The sequence below is a fragment of the Anaerobacillus alkalidiazotrophicus genome (genome assembly GCF_001866055.1).
The window spans coordinates 1-19,478 of sequence record NZ_MLQS01000016.1; the positions used below are offsets into that span (position 1 = coordinate 1).

17 protein-coding genes and 1 other RNA gene are annotated in these 19,478 nt (G+C 34.7%); 17 read left to right on the plus strand and 1 reads right to left on the minus strand.

Annotated elements, in window-relative coordinates; all coding sequences use genetic code 11:
- On the plus strand, positions 1–129 hold a 129-nt coding region (locus BKP45_RS21570), incomplete at its 5' end, for a transposase (RefSeq protein ID WP_139193806.1).
- 600 nt (positions 130–729) lie between these two features.
- Here the strand turns inward: BKP45_RS21570 and BKP45_RS10355 are convergent.
- Positions 730–1,053 (minus strand): 2Fe-2S iron-sulfur cluster-binding protein, encoded by a 324-nt coding sequence (locus BKP45_RS10355; RefSeq protein WP_071389623.1) that lies wholly within the window; start codon positions 1,051–1,053, stop codon positions 730–732.
- 449 nt (positions 1,054–1,502) lie between these two features.
- Between BKP45_RS10355 and BKP45_RS10360 the strand changes: the two genes are divergently transcribed.
- The 16 genes from BKP45_RS10360 to BKP45_RS10435 all read left to right on the plus strand — a co-directional run bounded on the left by BKP45_RS10360 (position 1,503) and on the right by BKP45_RS10435 (position 19,328).
- A complete protein-coding gene (locus BKP45_RS10360) occupies positions 1,503–1,814 on the plus strand; it encodes a spore coat protein (protein ID WP_245747428.1) in 312 nt (103 codons plus the stop codon).
- 345 nt (positions 1,815–2,159) lie between these two features.
- Complete coding sequence (locus tag BKP45_RS10365) at positions 2,160–2,711, plus strand: DUF1273 domain-containing protein (RefSeq protein ID WP_071389624.1); 552 nt, start codon at positions 2,160–2,162, stop codon at positions 2,709–2,711.
- Positions 2,712–2,799: 88 nt separating this feature from the next.
- Complete coding sequence (gpsB, locus tag BKP45_RS10370; protein WP_071389625.1) at positions 2,800–3,108, plus strand: cell division regulator GpsB; 309 nt, start codon at positions 2,800–2,802, stop codon at positions 3,106–3,108.
- A 13-nt stretch (positions 3,109–3,121) separates the two neighbouring features.
- On the plus strand, positions 3,122–3,514 hold the full coding sequence (locus BKP45_RS10375; protein WP_071389626.1) for a reverse transcriptase-like protein: 393 nt from the start codon (positions 3,122–3,124) through the stop codon (positions 3,512–3,514).
- 66 nt (positions 3,515–3,580) lie between these two features.
- An RNA gene (gene rnpB / locus BKP45_RS10380) (RNase P RNA component class B) lies at positions 3,581–3,972 on the plus strand.
- 138 nt (positions 3,973–4,110) lie between these two features.
- Complete coding sequence (locus BKP45_RS10385; protein WP_071389627.1) at positions 4,111–5,733, plus strand: spore germination protein; 1,623 nt, start codon at positions 4,111–4,113, stop codon at positions 5,731–5,733.
- A complete protein-coding gene (locus BKP45_RS10390; protein WP_071389628.1) occupies positions 5,708–6,853 on the plus strand; it encodes a Ger(x)C family spore germination protein in 1,146 nt (381 codons plus the stop codon). The genes BKP45_RS10385 and BKP45_RS10390 overlap by 26 nt, the downstream gene beginning before the upstream one ends.
- Before the next feature lie 91 nt (positions 6,854–6,944).
- Positions 6,945–8,057 (plus strand): GerAB/ArcD/ProY family transporter, encoded by a 1,113-nt coding sequence (locus BKP45_RS10395; protein ID WP_071389629.1) that lies wholly within the window; start codon positions 6,945–6,947, stop codon positions 8,055–8,057.
- Between the two features lie 474 nt (positions 8,058–8,531).
- On the plus strand, positions 8,532–9,902 hold the full coding sequence (locus tag BKP45_RS10400; RefSeq protein ID WP_245747430.1) for a cytochrome ubiquinol oxidase subunit I: 1,371 nt from the start codon (positions 8,532–8,534) through the stop codon (positions 9,900–9,902).
- Positions 9,902–10,921, plus strand: a complete 1,020-nt coding sequence (gene cydB, locus BKP45_RS10405; protein WP_071389630.1) for a cytochrome d ubiquinol oxidase subunit II — start codon at positions 9,902–9,904, stop codon at positions 10,919–10,921. The genes BKP45_RS10400 and cydB overlap by 1 nt, the downstream gene beginning before the upstream one ends.
- A gap of 3 nt (positions 10,922–10,924) precedes the next feature.
- Positions 10,925–12,652: a thiol reductant ABC exporter subunit CydD gene (gene cydD / locus BKP45_RS10410; protein WP_084787824.1), complete on the plus strand. Its 1,728-nt coding sequence runs from the start codon at positions 10,925–10,927 to the stop codon at positions 12,650–12,652.
- The gene (gene cydC, locus BKP45_RS10415) at positions 12,649–14,364 is read left to right on the plus strand and encodes a thiol reductant ABC exporter subunit CydC (RefSeq protein WP_071389631.1); all 1,716 of its coding nucleotides are present in this window, start codon (positions 12,649–12,651) and stop codon (positions 14,362–14,364) included. The genes cydD and cydC overlap by 4 nt, the downstream gene beginning before the upstream one ends.
- A gap of 110 nt (positions 14,365–14,474) precedes the next feature.
- Positions 14,475–15,614 (plus strand): THUMP domain-containing class I SAM-dependent RNA methyltransferase, encoded by a 1,140-nt coding sequence (locus tag BKP45_RS10420; RefSeq protein WP_071389632.1) that lies wholly within the window; start codon positions 14,475–14,477, stop codon positions 15,612–15,614.
- Positions 15,615–15,843: 229 nt separating this feature from the next.
- The gene (locus BKP45_RS10425) at positions 15,844–16,866 is read left to right on the plus strand and encodes a hypothetical protein (protein WP_071389633.1); all 1,023 of its coding nucleotides are present in this window, start codon (positions 15,844–15,846) and stop codon (positions 16,864–16,866) included.
- A gap of 88 nt (positions 16,867–16,954) precedes the next feature.
- On the plus strand, positions 16,955–17,206 hold the full coding sequence (locus BKP45_RS10430; RefSeq protein ID WP_084787826.1) for a DUF2564 family protein: 252 nt from the start codon (positions 16,955–16,957) through the stop codon (positions 17,204–17,206).
- A gap of 169 nt (positions 17,207–17,375) precedes the next feature.
- Complete coding sequence (locus BKP45_RS10435; protein WP_071389635.1) at positions 17,376–19,328, plus strand: ATP-dependent DNA helicase; 1,953 nt, start codon at positions 17,376–17,378, stop codon at positions 19,326–19,328.
- Positions 19,329–19,478 lie beyond the last annotated feature (150 nt).

Here is a 19,478-nt window from a genome sequence, read left to right on the forward strand (position 1 = left end):
TTGGAAGGGATAAATAATTCTACAAAAGTCTTAAAAAGAAATGCTTTTGGCTTTAGAAATTTTGATCGGTTCCGAGCGAAAATATTATTGTCACATCAGTATAAAAGAATAGGGTCTCATGTCGGATAGTAGGCTTTAGTATAAAACCCTTATCATTTTTCGAGGGAATTCCCTCGAAAAATGATAAGGCCACCAAGCGTAGCGCGGTAGCCTAAGATCTATCTACCCCAACATTTGACGTAGAACCTAAATTTCTGAAGGTGGAAAGCTTTCTAAATTCAAAGCCCATTGACTAGAAAGTTAACCTCACCTCCATAACGATAAGTGGAGAACGAAAGTCTAATGCCTATATCCTTTTCTCGTCCATCACTCAACTCAGTCAAGTAACTGACTTCAGGAAGCTACATTAGAAGAAGCAAAACAACAAATATTTTTACGTCTAGAGCTGTGGCGCTTGTGCTTTTCTTGCATAATCAGAATTTATAAATTTCTAACTTGGAAACTGTCTAGCGCAAGCAGCCTACGAGCTCGGTCACTTCAGTCAAGCTACTGACTTCAATAACTACATGAATAACGTCTCTGAATAGCTTCATGCAGCTTTGCTTCGAGGAAGCTTACTACGAAGCAATACTAGAAGACGCAGAAAGCACGTAGGAAGCCAAAGAGCGGCTTCTGTCAAAGGCCTTCCAGTGCCTATCGCTCGTGACCAAGGTGCTTGCGCTTTTCTAATTATTCCTCTGGTCTTGGACCGGGCTCTAAGTGTGAGTTTGATTTCGTCATGATAGGCTTAATAGTTGCGTCGCCGTTAACTCTAATTTGACATGATAAACGAATATTTTTCTGTGTGTGTCCTTTCTTCGCTAATGATTGTTTTTCAATATCTGAAATGTCTCCAAAAGCCCCTTCGAAAACTTCTACACGACAGGTCGTGCACCTTCCCTTACCACCACAGCGGTGTAAAATATCAACCTTATGATCAACTAGTTGATTTGAAAGCTTTTTTCCATCTTCGCCGTCAAAAGTATGGTAGTCAATAACAGTAATTTTAGCCATGAAAATTCCACCCTTCAAAAAAATTATACAACTGATTATCTTAATAATATTCTTCTGAGGAATGGGAAATGCGCTTAATTTATATTTCCTGGGTAAGCGCAAAAACAGCGTGATTTCAAGCTTTTTCGCCATTTTATTAAGCTGCAGTCAGATTATCTACTGTAGAATTTTGAAGGAGATTAAAGAAATGTCAAAGTAGGAAAAGAAAACAATAAAAATTTCCTGTTGTCAAAAGGGGTCTTCGTAAATAAAATAAATGATGGATAAAAAATATTTATTTGGAGAGATTGCTATGGTTTTATATATATTAATAATGTTTTTCGTCATGATCGGAGTTACTTTCTTTGTTATGAGTGGAATTTAACTATAAAATAGGTGATTATACTAGTACATGTTTGCGTGGTGGAACATAGGTTGATATTGAACCTATAAAAAAAGGAGGAAATAATATGTTCTATCCAAGACCACCTGTAGGACATCAACAAATGTTACCACCTCGCATTCACCCGACACAACATTATGTACAACACAAATGCTGCGAATATATTGTGCCAGAGGTGCACCCAAGTCATACAACTGTTATAAACAAACATCTTTATAAGCACTATCATAACTTCCCACACACTGTATCATCTATGGATCAGGTCGCTAACCAGCATTTCGTTTGCCCTCCAGGCCCACCAGTAGCGCCGGGAACGCCAGTTCCAGGACCGATTGGAGCGCCAGGAGTAGCACCTGTACCTCGTCGTCGTTTCTTTTAATTCATATTCGGTAGTAATTTCTGTGAAGGGTATGGCATAATTTTTTTGCCTACCCTTTTATTTCACGTTAGAATGCATAACTTTGTTAATGGACATAAGTAATTGATAAATAGTTCTTACGCTCTATAGAGTTAGTGAAAGCCCCGCCATAAATTTATCCCACTTTTAAGGGGCAGTAAGTTAAACTAAACAATCAGTGGGGGATGAAAGAATCTCCCACTGATTGAGGTCTGCTATATAAAACGTTTAGTTTTGGGGACAGAAAACCCTCACGGTGGAGTGAGTTTATAAATATATAATGAAAATTAATTAAACGTTTGATTAATTTTTTTAGAGGTGCTTACAATGGTCAAAGTATTAGCGGTTACAGGATATAAAGCTCACGAATTAGGAGTATTTGATGAGAAACATAAAGGAATTACTTACATAAAAAAGGTTTTAGAAAAACGTTTGGTTTCGTTTATTGAAGATGGATTAGAATGGGTTATCATTTCTGGGCAACTAGGGGTCGAGTTATGGTGTGGAGAAGTTGTTATTAATCTGAAAAAACAGTACCCAAATATTAAACTCGCGGTGTTAACCCCTTACTATAATCAAGAGGAAAACTGGAATGATGCTAGGAAAGAACAGTATCAAAATGTTTTACAAAGAGCTGATTATGTCGATAGTATTACAAAGAGGAATTATGAAAACCCAAGTCAATTAAAATTAAAAAATCAATTTATTGTCGAAAAAAGTGATGCACTTTTAGTCATATTTGATGATGACAAACCAGGTTCGCCAAGTTATTATATTACTTATGCAAAAGCTCGTAGTGAAAAGTCAAATTATGAAATTTTCTATATCTTTCCAGATGAAATAGAATTGGCGTACCAAGATGATTTAGAACAATGGTAAAAAACATAATTGACAATTTAAGAATGTTTTGAAAAAATAAATAGTATGTTTCGAATTGAATTCACTTTTAAGGTAGAGGTGACTAAACATGGTTGAAAAGACAATTGCACAACTAAGTCCTAAAGAAATTTTAGAAAAAGAATTTAAAACTAGCATAAAGGGCTATAATCAAGATGAAGTTGATAAATTTTTAGACACAGTAATTAAAGATTATGAGCAATTTCAAAAAAGAATCGAATTACTTGAAAACGAAAATGCAAAATTTAAAAAAGAAGCTGAAAAAAATCCTGAACAACAAACACGTCAAGGTGTAACTCAAGGAAATACAAATTATGATATTTTAAAAAGGTTATCTAATTTAGAGAAACACGTGTTTGGAAATAAGCTCTTTGATTAAGGGGTTTTAGAAATTGATTGAAGTTTATATTGACGGTGCTAGTACTGGCAATCCTGGTGATGCAGGGGCAGGAGTTTTTATTAAAGTGAATGGCAATGTAGAACAATATTCTTTTCCCTTGGGAAAAATGACAAGTCATGAAGCTGAATTTTGGGCATTACTTAAAGCACTAGAAATATGTACTCGGAAAAACTATACCGTTGTCTCTTTTCGCACTGACTCAAAGATTGTTGAAGATTCTGTGGAAAAGCGCTTTGCAAAACGTGAACCACATGCAACCCTAATAAAAAAAGCGTTACATTACATAGATTCGTTTGATTTATTTTTTATTAAATGGATTCCAAGTAAGAATAATGCTGTTGCAGACCAATTAGCGAAAAAAGCGATACAAAAAAACAGGGAATAACTACCTGTTGAATTATCTTGTTTAACAAGGTATAATTAATTTTGTCGTCAAGACGACAGCCATTAGGCGTTCAGGTAATTGCTGCATCATTTGATGTTGAGGAAAGTCCATGCTCGCACGGTCTGCGATGACCGTAGTGTTCGTGCCTAGCGAAGTCATAAGCTAGGGTAGTCTGGTTACGACTGGACTAACGGCAGGGAACGCACCTAAGTCTTATAGATATGGTGTTACTACCTTGAAAGTGCCACAGTGACGGAGTCTGCTCGGAAACGAGGAGAGTGGAACGCGGTAAACCCCACGAGCGAGAAACCCAAATTTGGTAGGGGAACCTTCTCGAAAAGGAATTGAACTATTGAGAAGGACAAAAAGTACAAGCTTTTTGTAGATAGATGATTACCGCCGGAGTACGAGGTTAATAGCCGTTTGTAGTACAAAGGAACAGAACATGGCTTATCGAACGCTTATAGCTAAATAATTATTCAAATGTAAACTCTACACTGATTGTGTAGGGTTTTTTATTTTTCTTTTCTTTAACTTTGAATATTAAAGGAATTAAATAGCAAAATATAACCAACTGCAAATTAGGAGTGTTTTATATGTTTCAATGGTTGAAAAAGAAATTAAAATGGATGATACATAAGCAGTATTCAAATGGACAAACTCAGCCAAACGATAATTCTACTTCCAAAAGTGAATCTGTTGCTCAAACTCAAACAAAGCCAGTTTATAAAAATGTTTATAAAAATGCTGAAGAGATGAAAAGAATTTTAGGAGAAAACGAAGGGGTCTTTAATCGCACATTTACTATTGGTAAGCAGAATGGAAAATTTGCCTATATATTTGCAGTATCCGGAATGGTAGATACTAAAGTTATCAATGAGAATATTTTATCGCCATTAATGAATCTAGAATTACCGAATAGTCCTTCAGAAACAGTTCAGTTTTTAAAATATTTGAAAGAATCTGTTTTGACAATTTCTGAAGTTGAGTTTGAAGAAAATCTTTTATTAATTCCACAGATTATTTTTACTGGTAAAGTAATATTGTTTATCGATGCTGAGGATAAAGCATTAGTTATTGATGCTCAAGCAATGGATGTGCGAGGGATTGAGCAATCGGTAAACGAATCTGTTTTAAGGGGGGCACGTGATGCTTTTAACGAAGATATTGGTACAAATTTATCATTAGTTAGAAGAAGAATACGAGACCCTAAACTGCATTGTGAACCGATGATTATTGGCAAACAAACGCATACGAAGGTAGTCATAACGTATATTGACGGAATCGTAAATAAAGATATTTTGAATGAAGTAAAAAAAAGAATAAATAATATCCAAATCGATTCGGTACTAGAATCTGGAGTAATAGAACAATTGATAGAGGATGCTCCCTACTCACTCTTTCCTACGATAGGTAATGTAGAAAAGCCAGATACTGTTGCCGCGGAATTATTAGAAGGCAGAGTAGCTATATTTGTTGATGGAACACCCTTTGTATTAACTGTACCCCACCTTTTAGTTAATCATTTTCAAGTTGCTGAAGATTATTATTCACGGCCCATTTATTCGAATTTCGTTCGGTTACTTAGAATTTTAAGCTTTTTTATCTCAGTTATGTTACCTGGTGTTTTTGTTGCATTTCAGTATTATCATTCAATCTTAATACCGTTCGATTTATTAATAACACTTGCAAAGGAACGAGCAGAAGTACCGTTTCAGCTGATTGTTGAAACGATCGGAATGCTGATTGTTTTTGAAATTATTAAGGAATCAGGGTTGAGGATGCCAAAACCAATTGGTCAAGCTGTAAGTATTGTTGGTGCACTTATTCTCGGTGAGGCTGCTGTACAAGCTGGATTAGTCGGAATTCCAGTAGTGGTAACGATTGCAATCGTCGGGATTGCTTCGTTTCCGGTAAGCACACTAGGTGAAGCAATTAGTATTTTACGCATCTTGTTTGTATTCGCCGGAGCGGCATTGGGGTTATTTGGAATCCTAATTCTTGGGATGGTGGTTGTTAGTCATTTAGCATCATTACGTTCTTTTGGTGTCCCATATAGTGCACCACTATTTCCAATTAAGGTAGGTGATTTAAAGGACTCGATTATTCGTTTTCCTCTTTCATTATTAGTTCGTCGTCCATTAACATTTAAGACAGAAAATCAAATGAACCAAACGTTAGGAGGGGATTCAGGTGAAGGGCAACGCGGAAAAGAGTAATAGATATTACAAAAATATACTTTTCTACTTAACTCTCCTTTTAACGTTCCCTATTGTAAATGGATGTTATGGTATTACAGAATTAGATGATCGTGTCATTGTCTCATTAGTCGGTTTAGATCAACTTCAGAATGGAAATGTAGAAGTAACAATGGGGTTAATTGATACACGATTAATCGAACTACAGGAAGCAGAAAGCCTACATGTTTATACGTTTGAAGGTGAGACAATTTTTGATGCTGTCAGATTGGCAATCCTAGAGATAGGAAAACAACCAATGTGGCCATATATTAAAGCTGTAGTATTTGGACCCTCTTTTAAAGAAAACGATGTTAAACCATATTTAGATTTTTTTAATCGAAATAATGAAGTTCAACCGAATCACTTTATTGTTTTCTCAGATAAACCAGCACGGGAAATTGTTGAAATTCGTTCAGATTTATCTAATATCCCTGCCGTTACTGTCGAGCAACAAATAGAACATCAAGCATTAGTATCGTATTCACCTGAAGTAAGACTACATTATTTTACGGAAATGATGTTTTCGGAAGGTCAAGTAGGTTATGCATCAATTATCAAACGTGAGGAGGAGGAAAATGTTCATAAAATTGAAGGGACTGCTCTCATTAAAGGGGGGAAATGGATTGGTACCCTAAATCGAATGGAAACTAGGGGCGCATTATGGGTTCAAGGGGCTGTAAAAGGCGGAATTACGATCGTTCCATTCAAAAATGGGAAACTTTCACTTGAAATTGTCGAAGAAACCGGTAGTGCAATTACACCAATTTTAAAAGATAATAAATTATCTGTTAAGGTAGATATTCAAACGATCTGTTCCTTAGGTGAAATGATGGCTCTAATAGAAAATGATCATGGAGAATTGATAGAAGAAATAAACCGATCTGCTGAACAAGAAATTGTAAAGGAAATTGAAGCATCGCTTAAAAAAACGCAAGAGCTAGGAACAGATATTTATGGAATTAACAGGGTCGTTCATAGGGAGTTTCCAAACTATTGGAAGGAAAATAAAGAAAGTTGGCCTGAAATTTTTTCAGATCTCCCGATTGAAATTAACGTAACTGTCGAAATGAAAAAAATGGGGTTATTTAATAATTTTTAATGATAAAAATTTAGCTATTTTTTCGAGCGTTTAATAAACTAACGATTCACTAATACTTGAACTATAAAATCATTTTTTCTAAGGAGAAACTATGAAGAAGACAGAAAATACTCCAATTGCTACAAGGCAAGTGTTTTTTATTTCAACCTCGTTACTAGTTATCATTGGGCATTTTTTTTTAATCAGATTATACTTAGAATGGTCAGGTAGAGATGCTTGGATCGGCATGATTATAGGATTTTTGCTAGGTTTCATTATTTTTCTAGCGATGGCGAAGTTAAATGAAAAACTTTATGGGAATACAATTGTTGAACATTTTATTAGCTGGTGTGGTCCTTGGTTTGGTCGAGTTCTGACGATACCTATTATTTTTTATTATTTTATCTTAGCATTAATCACTCTATATGGACTTAGTCAATTTATTAATTCGGTTTTTTTAAGTGATCATCCTTTATGGTTAATATCAATTGTTTTTTCATTAGCTGTCTTCTATATGGTACATCAAGGTATCGAAGTAATTGCAAGAGTTGCGGAATGGATTATCATTATAAATATTCTTTCAGGTTTATCGATATCATTTTTATTAAGAGATAAAAAAGATTATTCGCAATTACTACCAATTTTAGAGGATGGTTTTATCCCTATCATTCCAGTAATTGTATTTACAATAGCCGTTTTTGGTGAGATGCTCGTTTTACTTATGGTAAATGTTCGTAAAGAAAGTAAGAAATCAATTTCTTATATGAAAGTGTATATTATTTTATTTATTGCAAACTTAATCATATTTCCTTCAACTGCTTCAGGGCCAGTCGCTATCTTTGGTGAGGAACAGGCCAAACAACTTACATATCCAGTTGAGAGTATGGTTCGCTTAATTAGTGTCGGGTTTATTGAGAGATTTGATATATATGGTCTATCTATTATGTCTGTTTCTGCTTTTTTAAGATTGGCTTTACTTCACTACGGAACAAGTCTTGCCATAGCACAGTGGTTTAACTTGAAAGATTATCGTTATGTAAACTGGTTATTAGGTGGTTTGCTTTTCTATGCATCGATACGTACGTTTGATCACATCGTTGATTTCTATAATTTCCTAAGTGATTATTATTTTTACGGGGTTATTTCAGTTATTTTTATCTTATTGCTAACTCTTGCAATTACAATTTTTCCAAAGCTTACAAATTCACAAGACTTTAAAGGATAACTACCCAAATAACAGAAGCAAAGAGAGTACAAAGATAAAAATTTATCCTTGAGAGCTTTAGGGATAACTTTTTTATACTATCAAAGTATAAAATTTTTTGGATGAAGTATAAGCTAAGGCTTTCGTGAAATAGAATTTGGCAATAAGTTTTGATGCTGGCGCTAAAAGAAACAATGGAATCGGAAATAAACCATTCTTAACGTTAAATAGCTAAGCTAATTCTAATCCTATTATTTCGACGCCCCCCTTTTTGAAATAATTATTAAAAAAAAATCCATATAATTTTCACAAAATTGCCACCTTCTACCCCTACTATTTCACCGTTTTCCCTATTACAATGGTATTAAAGTGATGAACATCACATTTTATGAAAAATGTCGCTGGTCATTACTAAATAACAACAAACAGTTTCATTAAAAAATACAAAAAGTTATGAAACTAAACCATTAAGATGGTGTGGAGGGGGAAACTAAAATGTTTGAAATGTTAGATGTATTATTACTTTCAAGATTGCAGTTTATGTTTACTGTTATCGTTCATTACTTTTTTGTTCCATTAACAATAGGGCTCGCTTTCTTAATAGCCTGTATGGAATTTAAGTTTTGGAAGACGAAAAATCCATTATACGATAAAATGGCTCGTTTTTGGACGAAACTTTTTCTTGTTAATTTCGGAGTAGGTTTAGCAACTGGGATTACGATGGAGTTTCAGTTTGGAATGAATTGGGCTGGGTATTCTCGCTTTGTCGGAGATATATTTGGAGCGCCACTTGCTGCTGAAGGGGTTTTTGCATTTTTCTTAGAATCTACGTTTATTGGATTACTCGTTTTCGGTCGAGATAAGATTTCTAGAGGTATGCGTTTATTTGCAGCAATTATGGTATCTTTAGGAACAACTCTTTCATCATTTTGGATTATTGCTGCTAATTCATGGCAGCATACACCAGCAGGATTTATTATTAACGAAGAGATGAATCGTGCAGAGATGGTGAGTTTTGTTGAGGCTGTTTTTAATCCTTCTACAATGGTCAGGTTTTTCCATGTCATTTTTGGGGCATACATATTAACAGGATTTTTTGTAATAGCGATTAGTGCTTATTATCTGTTAAAAAAGAAAAACATCCCACTAGCAAAAAAGTCAATGAAATACGGAGTAGTATTCGGATTAATATTTTCAATCTTACAAGCATATTCTGGGCACTCTCACTCAGTTCTAGTCTCACAGACTCAACCTGAGAAACTTGCAGCTTATGAAGCTCACTGGGAAACTGAGGAGAACGCATCATTACTCCTTTTTGCAATACCAGACTATGAAAATGAAACAAATAAGTTTGAGATCGGAATTCCAGGACTATTAAGTTATTTAACTTATGGCGATCGTACTACACCTGTTTTAGGTTTGAAAGAATTTCCAGAGGATGAGCGTCCGCCTGTTTTAGGAAACTTTATTTCTTTTCGTGTGATGATCGGTTTAGGCCTTGTCTTTATTTTCTGGACTGTGTACTTAGCATTCCAGATGAGAAGAGGGAAGCTTTATGAAAATCATTTTGCACTAAAAACATCACTGTTATTACTACCTACTCCTTATATTGCAAACACTGCTGGTTGGATTGTTGCTGAATGGGGTAGACAGCCTTGGATTGTATATGGAGTTCTTAGGACAGCTGACGGTGTATCACAGTTATCAGCATTAGAATTAGTAATCTCATTAGTATTTTTCATTGGTATTTATTCATTTTTGATGTATTTAATGGTTTATCTAATGGTTAAAGAAGTGAAGAAGTTTGACATGGATACAGCGTTTACTGATAAGAAAACGGGCACAGATAAGGAGGTTATAGCATAATGGATTTAAATATTATTTGGTTTATTCTATTAGGAGTATTAATTGTAGGTTATGCAATATTAGACGGCTTTGATTTAGGTATAGGCACGTTGTTTTACACATTAGGTAAAACGAAAGAAGAGAAGAAAACGTTAATTAATTCCATTGGACCTGTTTGGGATGGCAATGAAGTTTGGTTATTAACAGCTGGTGGTGCACTTTTTGCAGCATTTCCTTTCGTTTATGCAACGGTATTTAGTGGCTTTTACTTAGCGATGTTACTCGTTTTGTTCGGCTTAATTTTTAGAGCAATAGCTGTAGAATATTATTTTAAAACAGAAGATGACCCAAAGATGCAAAAATTAATGGGGAAATTATTTTTCATTGGAAGTCTTCTCCCAGCTCTTTTATTTGGAGTGGCAATGGGAAATATTGTTGTAGGAATTCCAATGGATAGTATGCAAAACTATTCCGGAAACTTTTTTCAACTACTTAACCCTTATTCCCTTTTATTAGGGATCGTTGGACTCGTTGGCTTTTTGTTACAAGGGTCGAGCTATACGATTTTAAAAACAGAAGGCGTTATTCAACAACGAGCCATTCGTTTAACGAAATTATTTAGCATCCTGATTATTGGGCTTTGGATTGTTGGAACGTTAACAGCTCAAATTTATGCACCACACATGTATACGAACTACTTTAACCAACCGGTATTGTTTTTGATACCAGCGGCTACGGTTGCATGTTTAATTGCGATCCCAATGTTAATAAAGATAGGTCATTACGGTAAGTTATTTTTTGCAACATCTTTGGTCATAGCAACAAAGATTGCGACGTTGGCAGGTGGAATGTTCCCAAATTTAGTGTTTTCTTCAAATATTGCTTCGAATTTAACGATTTATAATGCCTCTTCAACGGAGTTAACGTTAAAAGTAATGTTTATTATTGCTCTTATCGGGATGCCACTCGTGTTATTATATACGATTTATGTTTATTACGTATTTCGTGGGAAAGCGACGTCCGAGCGTCACGGGTATTAAACAATGATGAATAAACGTTTAAATGAGGAGGCAAAAGTCAAGGGAAAGATTTTTGCCTTTCTCCTTGTCTTTGCGATAATAGGTGGCGCTTTAGCAATTAGTCAAGCGCTTTTAATTGCAACTATAGTTGATCAAGTATTCTTAAAAGAAAAGGGGCTAAGCGATGTTAGACTTTTGCTTTTCATCCTGCTCCTAGTCTTCTTGAGTCGTAGTTTACTTTCTTATATATCAACTGGATTCGGTGTAAAGGTTGCAACTTTTGTAAAAACAAATATTAGAAAGAAGCTAATGAATAAACTTGCTAGATCAGAAGCAAGCCATTTGTATAAAGAAAAAACAGGTAAGCGTGTTAGTGTACTAACAGACGCAGTAGACCAATTAGATGCTTATTATACAAGTTTTTTACCACAAGTTATTCAAGCTGGCGTGATTCCACTAATGATTTTAGTAGCTGTTTTCACGAAAAATATTTATTCTGGGCTTATTATGCTTATAACAGCTCCATTAATCCCATTTTTTATGATTATTATTGGAAGTATGACAGAAAAGAAATCCCGTGAACAAATGGACAGTATGCTAAAGTTCTCTGGGCATTTCTTAGATGTTCTTCAAGGCCTTCCGATCTTAAAAGTTTTCGGACAAAGCCAAAAGCAACGCAATGAAATTGTAACAATGAGTAATCAGTTTCGTGATACAACAATGGAAGTATTAAAAATAGCATTTATTTCGTCATTAATGCTTGAAGTATTAGCGACAATAGCTACAGCTATGATTGCAGTTGAAGTTGGAATGCGCCTTCTGTTTGGCTACATTACATTTCATACAGCTTTTTTTGTGTTACTATTGGCACCAGAACTTTATATGCCACTTAAAAATTTAGGTTCTAGTTTTCATTCAGGGAAAAATAGTATTGCAGCCGCACAGACTATCTGGGAAGTATTAGACGAAGAACAAAACAGCCCGGTTTGGGGCGAAAAAAGACTAGAAAATACAAATCGTCTATCAGTGAATGTTGAAAATGTTTCGTTTCAGTATACCGAAGAAATAGCTACTTTAAAGAATATTAATGTATCAATTGAAGCTGGTCAAAGAGTAGCATTTGTAGGTAGAAGTGGGTCAGGGAAAACAACTCTATTAAAAATCATCCTAGGGATGCTACCACCTTCAGAAGGAAATGTCAGTGTTAATGGGATGCCACTAACTGAGGTTGACGAAGAAGAGTGGCTTTGTCATATCGCATATGTGTCACAAGAACCTTATCTGTTTTCAGGAACTATACTAGAAAATATTCGAATGGGTAATGAAAAGGCAGATGAAGATCAAGTTTTCATGGCGGCTAAAGAAGCTGGTGTTGACAGATTTGTAAATGAACTTCCAAATGGGTATGATACTCATCTTGGTGAAGCTGGACTTGGTCTTTCAGGTGGAGAAAAACAACGGGTAGCATTGGCAAGAGCATTTTTGAAAGACGCAAAAATGGTGCTATTAGATGAACCTACAGCAGGATTAGATCTTGAAACTGAGTATTATTTAAAAAATGCAATTGATAAGCTATGTAAAAAAGCAACGGTTATCACGGTTGCTCACCGCTTACAAACGATCATCGCTGCAGATAAAATCGTGCTTTTTTCAAATGGTGAAGTTGTTGCAATGGGCACTCACGAGCAACTTCATACGGAAAATGAACTATATAATAAACTAGTTTCTGTCTATCGAGGTGAAGATAAGTGAAAGAACTTTTTACATTAACAAAAGTCATGCTATCAGAAAAAAAGGCGATTTTACTTGCTATATTACTTGGGTTTCTAGCAGCTATTTCATCGGTAGGACTACTAGGTACTGGAGGGTATTTAATTTCTCAATCAGCTCTTCACCCACCTCTTTATACATTAACGTTAACAATCCTGTTTGTACGTTTTTTTGGTCTTTCAAGAGCTGCAAGTCGGTATGCAGAACGCTATTTTTCTCATAAAGCAACGTTTTCTATTTTAGGAAAATTAAGAGTTTATTTTTACGATAAAATTGAACCACTGGCACCTGCTTTATTTTCTTCCTATCGAAGTGGTGATTTACTTTCAAGAGTAGTTGCGGATGTAGAACGACTTCAATATTTCTTTTTACGAGTGTTTTACCCTCCGTTAGTCATGATTGTTGTATTTATTACGACTGGAATTGTCATTTATACTTTTTCTATATTTATGGCATTCGTATTACTATTTGGTTTAGTAATTGTAGGTTTTGTGATTCCTTTTATTTTTACGTATTTAACTGAAAACATCGGTTATCATTTACGCCAAAAACGTTCTTTAATCTCAGTTCAAATAACAGAGTTTTTATTTGGATTTACTGACTTACGAACAAACCGACGCCTAAAGGATAAACAAAGTGATATTGCCAGGACATCTAAGGAGTTAATTGAGGAGCAAGAAAAAGATGGAATGTTAGCTGCTAAAGGTGAAAGTATTAGCTTGTCGGCAGCTTTTGTAATAGCTTGGGTTATGTTAGTAGTAGGAGTTACCTTCGTTGAGTCAGGGGTGTTAAATGGTGTTTTTCTAGCCATGCTAGTGCTTATGACCCTAACCGTTTTTGAGGTTGCAACACCGATGGCGGTTATTCCAGGTCACCTTGAGGAAAGTAGGGTAGCTGCTCGTAGACTATTTCAATTAACAAAACATCAAACGGATGTAGAGGAAGATTTCTCTTCTACTGAAGTTCCTACAACACCTGTAAAAATTACTTTTTCCGATGTCGCTTTTTCATATCCAAATGCAGAGCGGCTCGCATTGAATAAAATAACGTTTGAACTGGAAGCCAAAGAGAAAATTGCAATTGTAGGTGCTAGCGGCTCTGGAAAAAGTAGTGTACTTAATTTACTATTAAAGTTTTATAAAAAATTTGATGGAGATATATCGTTAGGAAATTTTCAATTGAAAAATATTTCTGAAGAAGATGCCCGTCGCTTTTTTGGGGTTGTTGCTCAAGAAAATCATTTTTTTAACGATACTGTTCGTGGAAATTTATTAGTAGCAAAGCCCGATGCATCAGACGAAGAACTACAATTTGTTTTAAATGAAATGTCTTTACACCATTTACAATTAGACACAGTCTTAAGTGAAAGAGGCTTTTCTATTTCCGGTGGAGAACGACAACGATTAGCCATTGCTAGAATGGTATTAAAGGATGCTCCGATTTTATTAATGGATGAACCGACTACTGGACTAGATTCGATAACTGAACAGGAAGTTCTATCTTTTTTATGGCCGAAAGTTGAAGGTAAATCAGTAATATATATTACTCATCGACTAGTAGGACTTGAAAAAATGGATAAAATTATCGTATTTGATAAAAGTAAGATTGTAGAAGAAGGTACTTACGAACAATTAATGAAAGTGAAAGGTTATTTTTATCAATTAAAGCAGCTAGAAAAAGAAAAAATCGGTTAAAAGCCGACGGATAACAAGGTCTTTGTTCATTCTAATTTAAAATGATGAGGAAAGTTCTTGTTAGTTATGATATATTCTTTTTATTAATTATTTACGAGAGAGGAAAGATTATGGGAAAAGTTAAGTTAATCGCAACCGCTGCTATGGGACTTGAGGCTCTAGTAGCTAGAGAAGTAAAAGATTTAGGGTATGAAAATGTTAAAGTCGATAATGGGAAAATCATTTTTGAAGCTGATGAAAAAGCGATTTGTCGGACAAACTTGTGGTTAAGGACAGCTGATAGAGTCAAGTTAGTTGTTGGTGAGTTTAAGGCAACTACTTTTGATGAACTTTTTGAAAAAACAAAAGCATTACCATGGGGGAATTTTATACCTGAGAACGGAGAGTTCCCGGTCATTGGAAAATCTGTTAAATCGACTCTATTTAGTGTATCTGACTGTCAAGCAATTGTTAAAAAGGCGGTTGTTGAGAGTTTGAAAAAAACGTATAAACGTGCTTGGTTTGATGAGGACGGTCCCTTATTTCGGATAGAGGTTGCGTTATTAAAAGATATTGCTACAATAACAATTGATACAAGTGGTAGTGGATTACATAAACGTGGTTATCGTTATTTACATAGTGAAGCACCTTTAAAGGAAACAATGGCTGCAGCAATGATTATGCTTACCAATTGGCATCCAGACCGTCCATTTGCCGATCCGTTTTGTGGATCGGGTACACTTGCGATTGAAGCAGCTATGATTGGTCAAAATATTGCTCCTGGATTTAATCGTGATTTTGCCTCCCAAAAATGGGAGTGGGTTGGAAAAGCTAACTGGGATCAAGCGATGGAAGAAGTAGAAGATTTGGCAAAATATGATCAACCATTACAAATTTTTGGTAGCGATATTGACCATAAAATGGTTGAGCTTTCTATTAATAATGCACAAGAAGCAGGCTTTGGAGATCTTCTTCATTTCAAACAAATGCAAGTGAAAGACTTTACTACAAAGCTAGAGTATGGTTGTATCGTAGGGAATCCACCGTATGGAGAACGAATCGGTGAAATTAAGGAAGTAGAACAAATGTACCGTGATATGGGGAAAGCTTTTGAAAAGCTAGATACGTGGTCAGTGTACATGCTTACATCAAACGAAGGGTTTGAAGAGTTATACGGTAAAAAAGCATCAAAAAAACGGAAACTATACAATGGTAATATCAAAACTGATTATTACCAATACTTTGGCCCAAGACCACCGAGGAATAATTAACTGCGACTATAAGTATTTTAACTATTTGATTTGTTAACAGAAGACGGCGCTTTTATTAAGAGATAGGAGTATAAAATTTCTGACTTGGAAACTGTCTAGCGCAAGCAGCCTACGAGCTCGGTCACTTCAGTCAAGCTACTGACTTCAATAACTGCATGAATTATGTCTTCTAGCGTAGCTTCATGAAGCTACGCTAGAAGACACAGAAGCACGCATGGGAAGGTATGCTATGGATAAGAATAAGATGTTCAACAGGTACGGATATGGGACAGACCATGTATATTATGAAGAATTTGGAGGGAGCAATGATCGTTCGCATTGTTTTGTTGGATATGTTAAGTGTAAATTAGTAAATACTCAACGTGGACCATTGCTCATACCCGATTTGATTTTTTTAGATCAAAAAAATAAATATTTTAAATGGATCCAACCATTAACTTTTTTTCCTAGTGAACTATCCTTGTCCAAACAAAACATTCAATGTTCAATTACGTTGGATATCTCTTGTAAAAAAACGATTGAAATAAAGTTCACTAATAAAGATTTTATTAAGTTTTTTAAAGACCATTCGGAATTTTATCAATGTGAAATCTACGGTCCAGAAAACCTTCTAGATTATGTAACAGGAATAGGCTATTTTGTTAATAAACTTGATCCATATTTACGTCTATACCATCACACTTCAGCAGAAGCTAAAAAAAGTATTTTAAAACACGGTTATTTTGATGATAGTAAAGGGAATTTTGCAGGTACTAAAGAATTAGAGAAAATAGGCTACTTGTATTTAACGTGCTTAGATACAATTATAAATGAAGCTGATTTAAATCAAATTGCTATGTCTAAAAAAAAATTTATTCTATTACAATCCGATGATAAAATAAATAAAAGAAAGTTACACGTACTTTATAGGCAAACGAAGCAATTAGAAGAAACAATTGTTATACAGGTAAGTGTAGAGGCGATTTCTCCTCACCACATACATCGGCATTTAGACGATGGTGTATTTTATTCAATCTGCACACCTTTTATCTTTCGGGTTGGTGTAAGACCAGGGACCGGTATTGGGTTTCGAGAAAAGCGGCTTATTAACAAAAATATACGGACTGCTGATTATATCGTTGTGGGAGATGGCACTTCGGCAGAAGGATTAGTTGCTCCATATGACGAAGAAAATACTGATTATATTTATAAGATTGAAAAAATAAAGGAAGCTGGTTACTCAAATTCTTTAGTTTATTTAATTGAGTATTAGTATAGTCATACCTTTAGGTAAAGATGAATAAAATTTTATTAATATGTATAACCTATCTAAGAAAAATGTAAAGGGTGGGATGGTATATATGTCAGAACCGTTCAATGATATAAGACAAGTAGAAATGGCTATTAAAGCTGCACAACGAATGGTTGGTCAAGCAACGATGAGTATGGATGAGGATCAACTGAAGGCCGCAACTAATGCACTAAATCAAGCAAAAAAGCAATATAAAAATGCTTTCGCCCATGCAACTGGTGTAGATGATGAATTCTTTGAATTTTCTTCTGAACTCATTGAAAGGCTTGATCATCAATTAACAGAAGCTAAAGACGAATAATATATTTCGAGGTGTGTCTAACTAAATGACACACCTCCTTTTAATTTAGTAAGAATTTGTACAATTTTATTGACAAATAATAAATGATAAACATATGATGAAGTTTGGTGATTATGTCCGAAGTTACATTGAATTAGTAAGAAACAATTATTTTAAGCAGGGGGAAATTATGCAATCGTTTGAAAAATTACCTTTTACATATGATCGAAAAAAGTCATTTATTGAACAGTTAGGCGATTGGGTAGGGGACGTATTTTATGATATTTTACCTGAAGCAGGCTTTGAAATACGAGATGAACAAATTTTTATGGCTTATCAACTTGAACGTTCCTTTGCTGAAAAAAAGGTAATCTTTGCAGAAGCTGGGGTAGGAACTGGTAAGACAATAGCCTATTTACTTTATGCAATTTGTTACGCAAGATACGTAGGGAAACCAGCAATCATAGCCTGTGCTGATGAAGCACTTATCGAACAACTTGTTAAACCAGAAGGTGATATTGCAAAAATATCTAAAGTATTAAATTTAAACATTGATGTACGATTGGCAAAAGCTCAAAGTCAATATCTTTGTGTACAAAAGTTAGAAAAACTGAGAGATGCAGATGAAAATCCTGATGTTTATGGTGATGTCTATCAGTCGGTTCCTTCTTTTGTGTATAACAATGTACCAATGCAAGAATTTCATTTTTACGGTGATCGTAAAACGTACTCAAAACTGGATAATGAAACTTGGGGAAAAATAAACTGGGATGCTTTCCAAGATTGTTCTGTTTGTGAGAAACGTCATCGTTGTGGCATGACATTAACAAGAGAACATTATCGAAAAGCGACAGACCTAATTGTTTGTTCTCAAGATTTTTATATGGAACACATTTGGACACAAGATTCGAGAAAAAGAAAAGGGCAATTACCATTTTTACCTGAGGCTAGTAGTATTGTTTTTGATGAAGGGCATTTATTGGAAATTGCTGCTCAAAAAGCACTAGCTTACTATATTCGTCATGACCTTTTAGAAGAAATATTGGAGCGTCTATTAGAGAATGATGTTCGTGAAGAGGTTGCTGTTTATATAGATGAAATTATTTCGCAAAGTTTGCATTTGTTTACAATCATTAATAAAAATAGTAGTCATGTAAAAGGTTCTGATCGACATGATCTTGAAATCACTTCTCAAGTGATCAATGAAATTAAGGAATTTAGACGTCTTCTAACAGCACTAGAAGATGCCTTAGTATTTGAGAGTGAGTTATACACTATTGAGGATTACCAATTAAAAATTGTTGAAGAACATATAGAGATGCTTCAATATGCATTATCTCTTTTAGAGGAAAAAACAAATGTAGTTACTTGGGTTACAAAAGAAGAGGGAGTGACAACGTTAGTTATCATGCCTAATTTAGTAGAAGATGTTCTACGAGAAAAGGTATTTTCAAAAAAACTCCCAATGGTTTTTTCCTCTGCAACTTTATCAACAAATGGTAATTTTCATTATATAGCTGGAAGTCTTGGGATTAAGGATTATTTGTCTTTCACAGTTGAATCACCGTTTGATTACAAAAATCATTTGAAAGTTTTTATTCCTAATATTGAACATACCCAAAAAGTTAACTCAGTAATTGAAGTTATTGAAAAGTCAGAGGGAAGAGCACTATTATTGTTTAATACCGAAGACGAATTACTAGCATTTAAGGAAATTGCTAAAACTGATGAGCGGTTAGAAAATTATCAGTTTTTATTCGAAGGTGATCAAGAGTTAAGTAGTCTCGTTCATATATTTCAAAACCTTGAGAATACGTGTCTTTGTGCAATACATTTATGGGAAGGCTTAGATGTTCCTGGCCGGTCACTTTCAAGTGTAATTATTTGGTCATTACCGTTTCCGCCTAACGACCCTGTATTTAATGGTAAGCGTAAGAATGTCAAAAATCCATATAATGATGTTGATCTTCCGTACATGTTACTTCGGTTACGACAAGGTATTGGACGTTTAATTCGAACAAGCACCGACGAAGGAATAGTAGCTATTGTTGATCATCGTTTATCACAAGATAAGGATATGTTAGAAGTGGTGAAGTCTACTTTTCCTATTGAAGTAGAGGTTAATTCAACTTTAGATAATTAACTATATTCCAATAGTTACAAATGTGCATTCCTATGATATACTACTATTAAACATGTAAGATTAATAAGGGATAACTGTGCTGCTACTTTTGGAATTGAGTAGTAGCACTTCTTTATAAATTTTAATAAGTTTTATAGTTTATTATTTTTA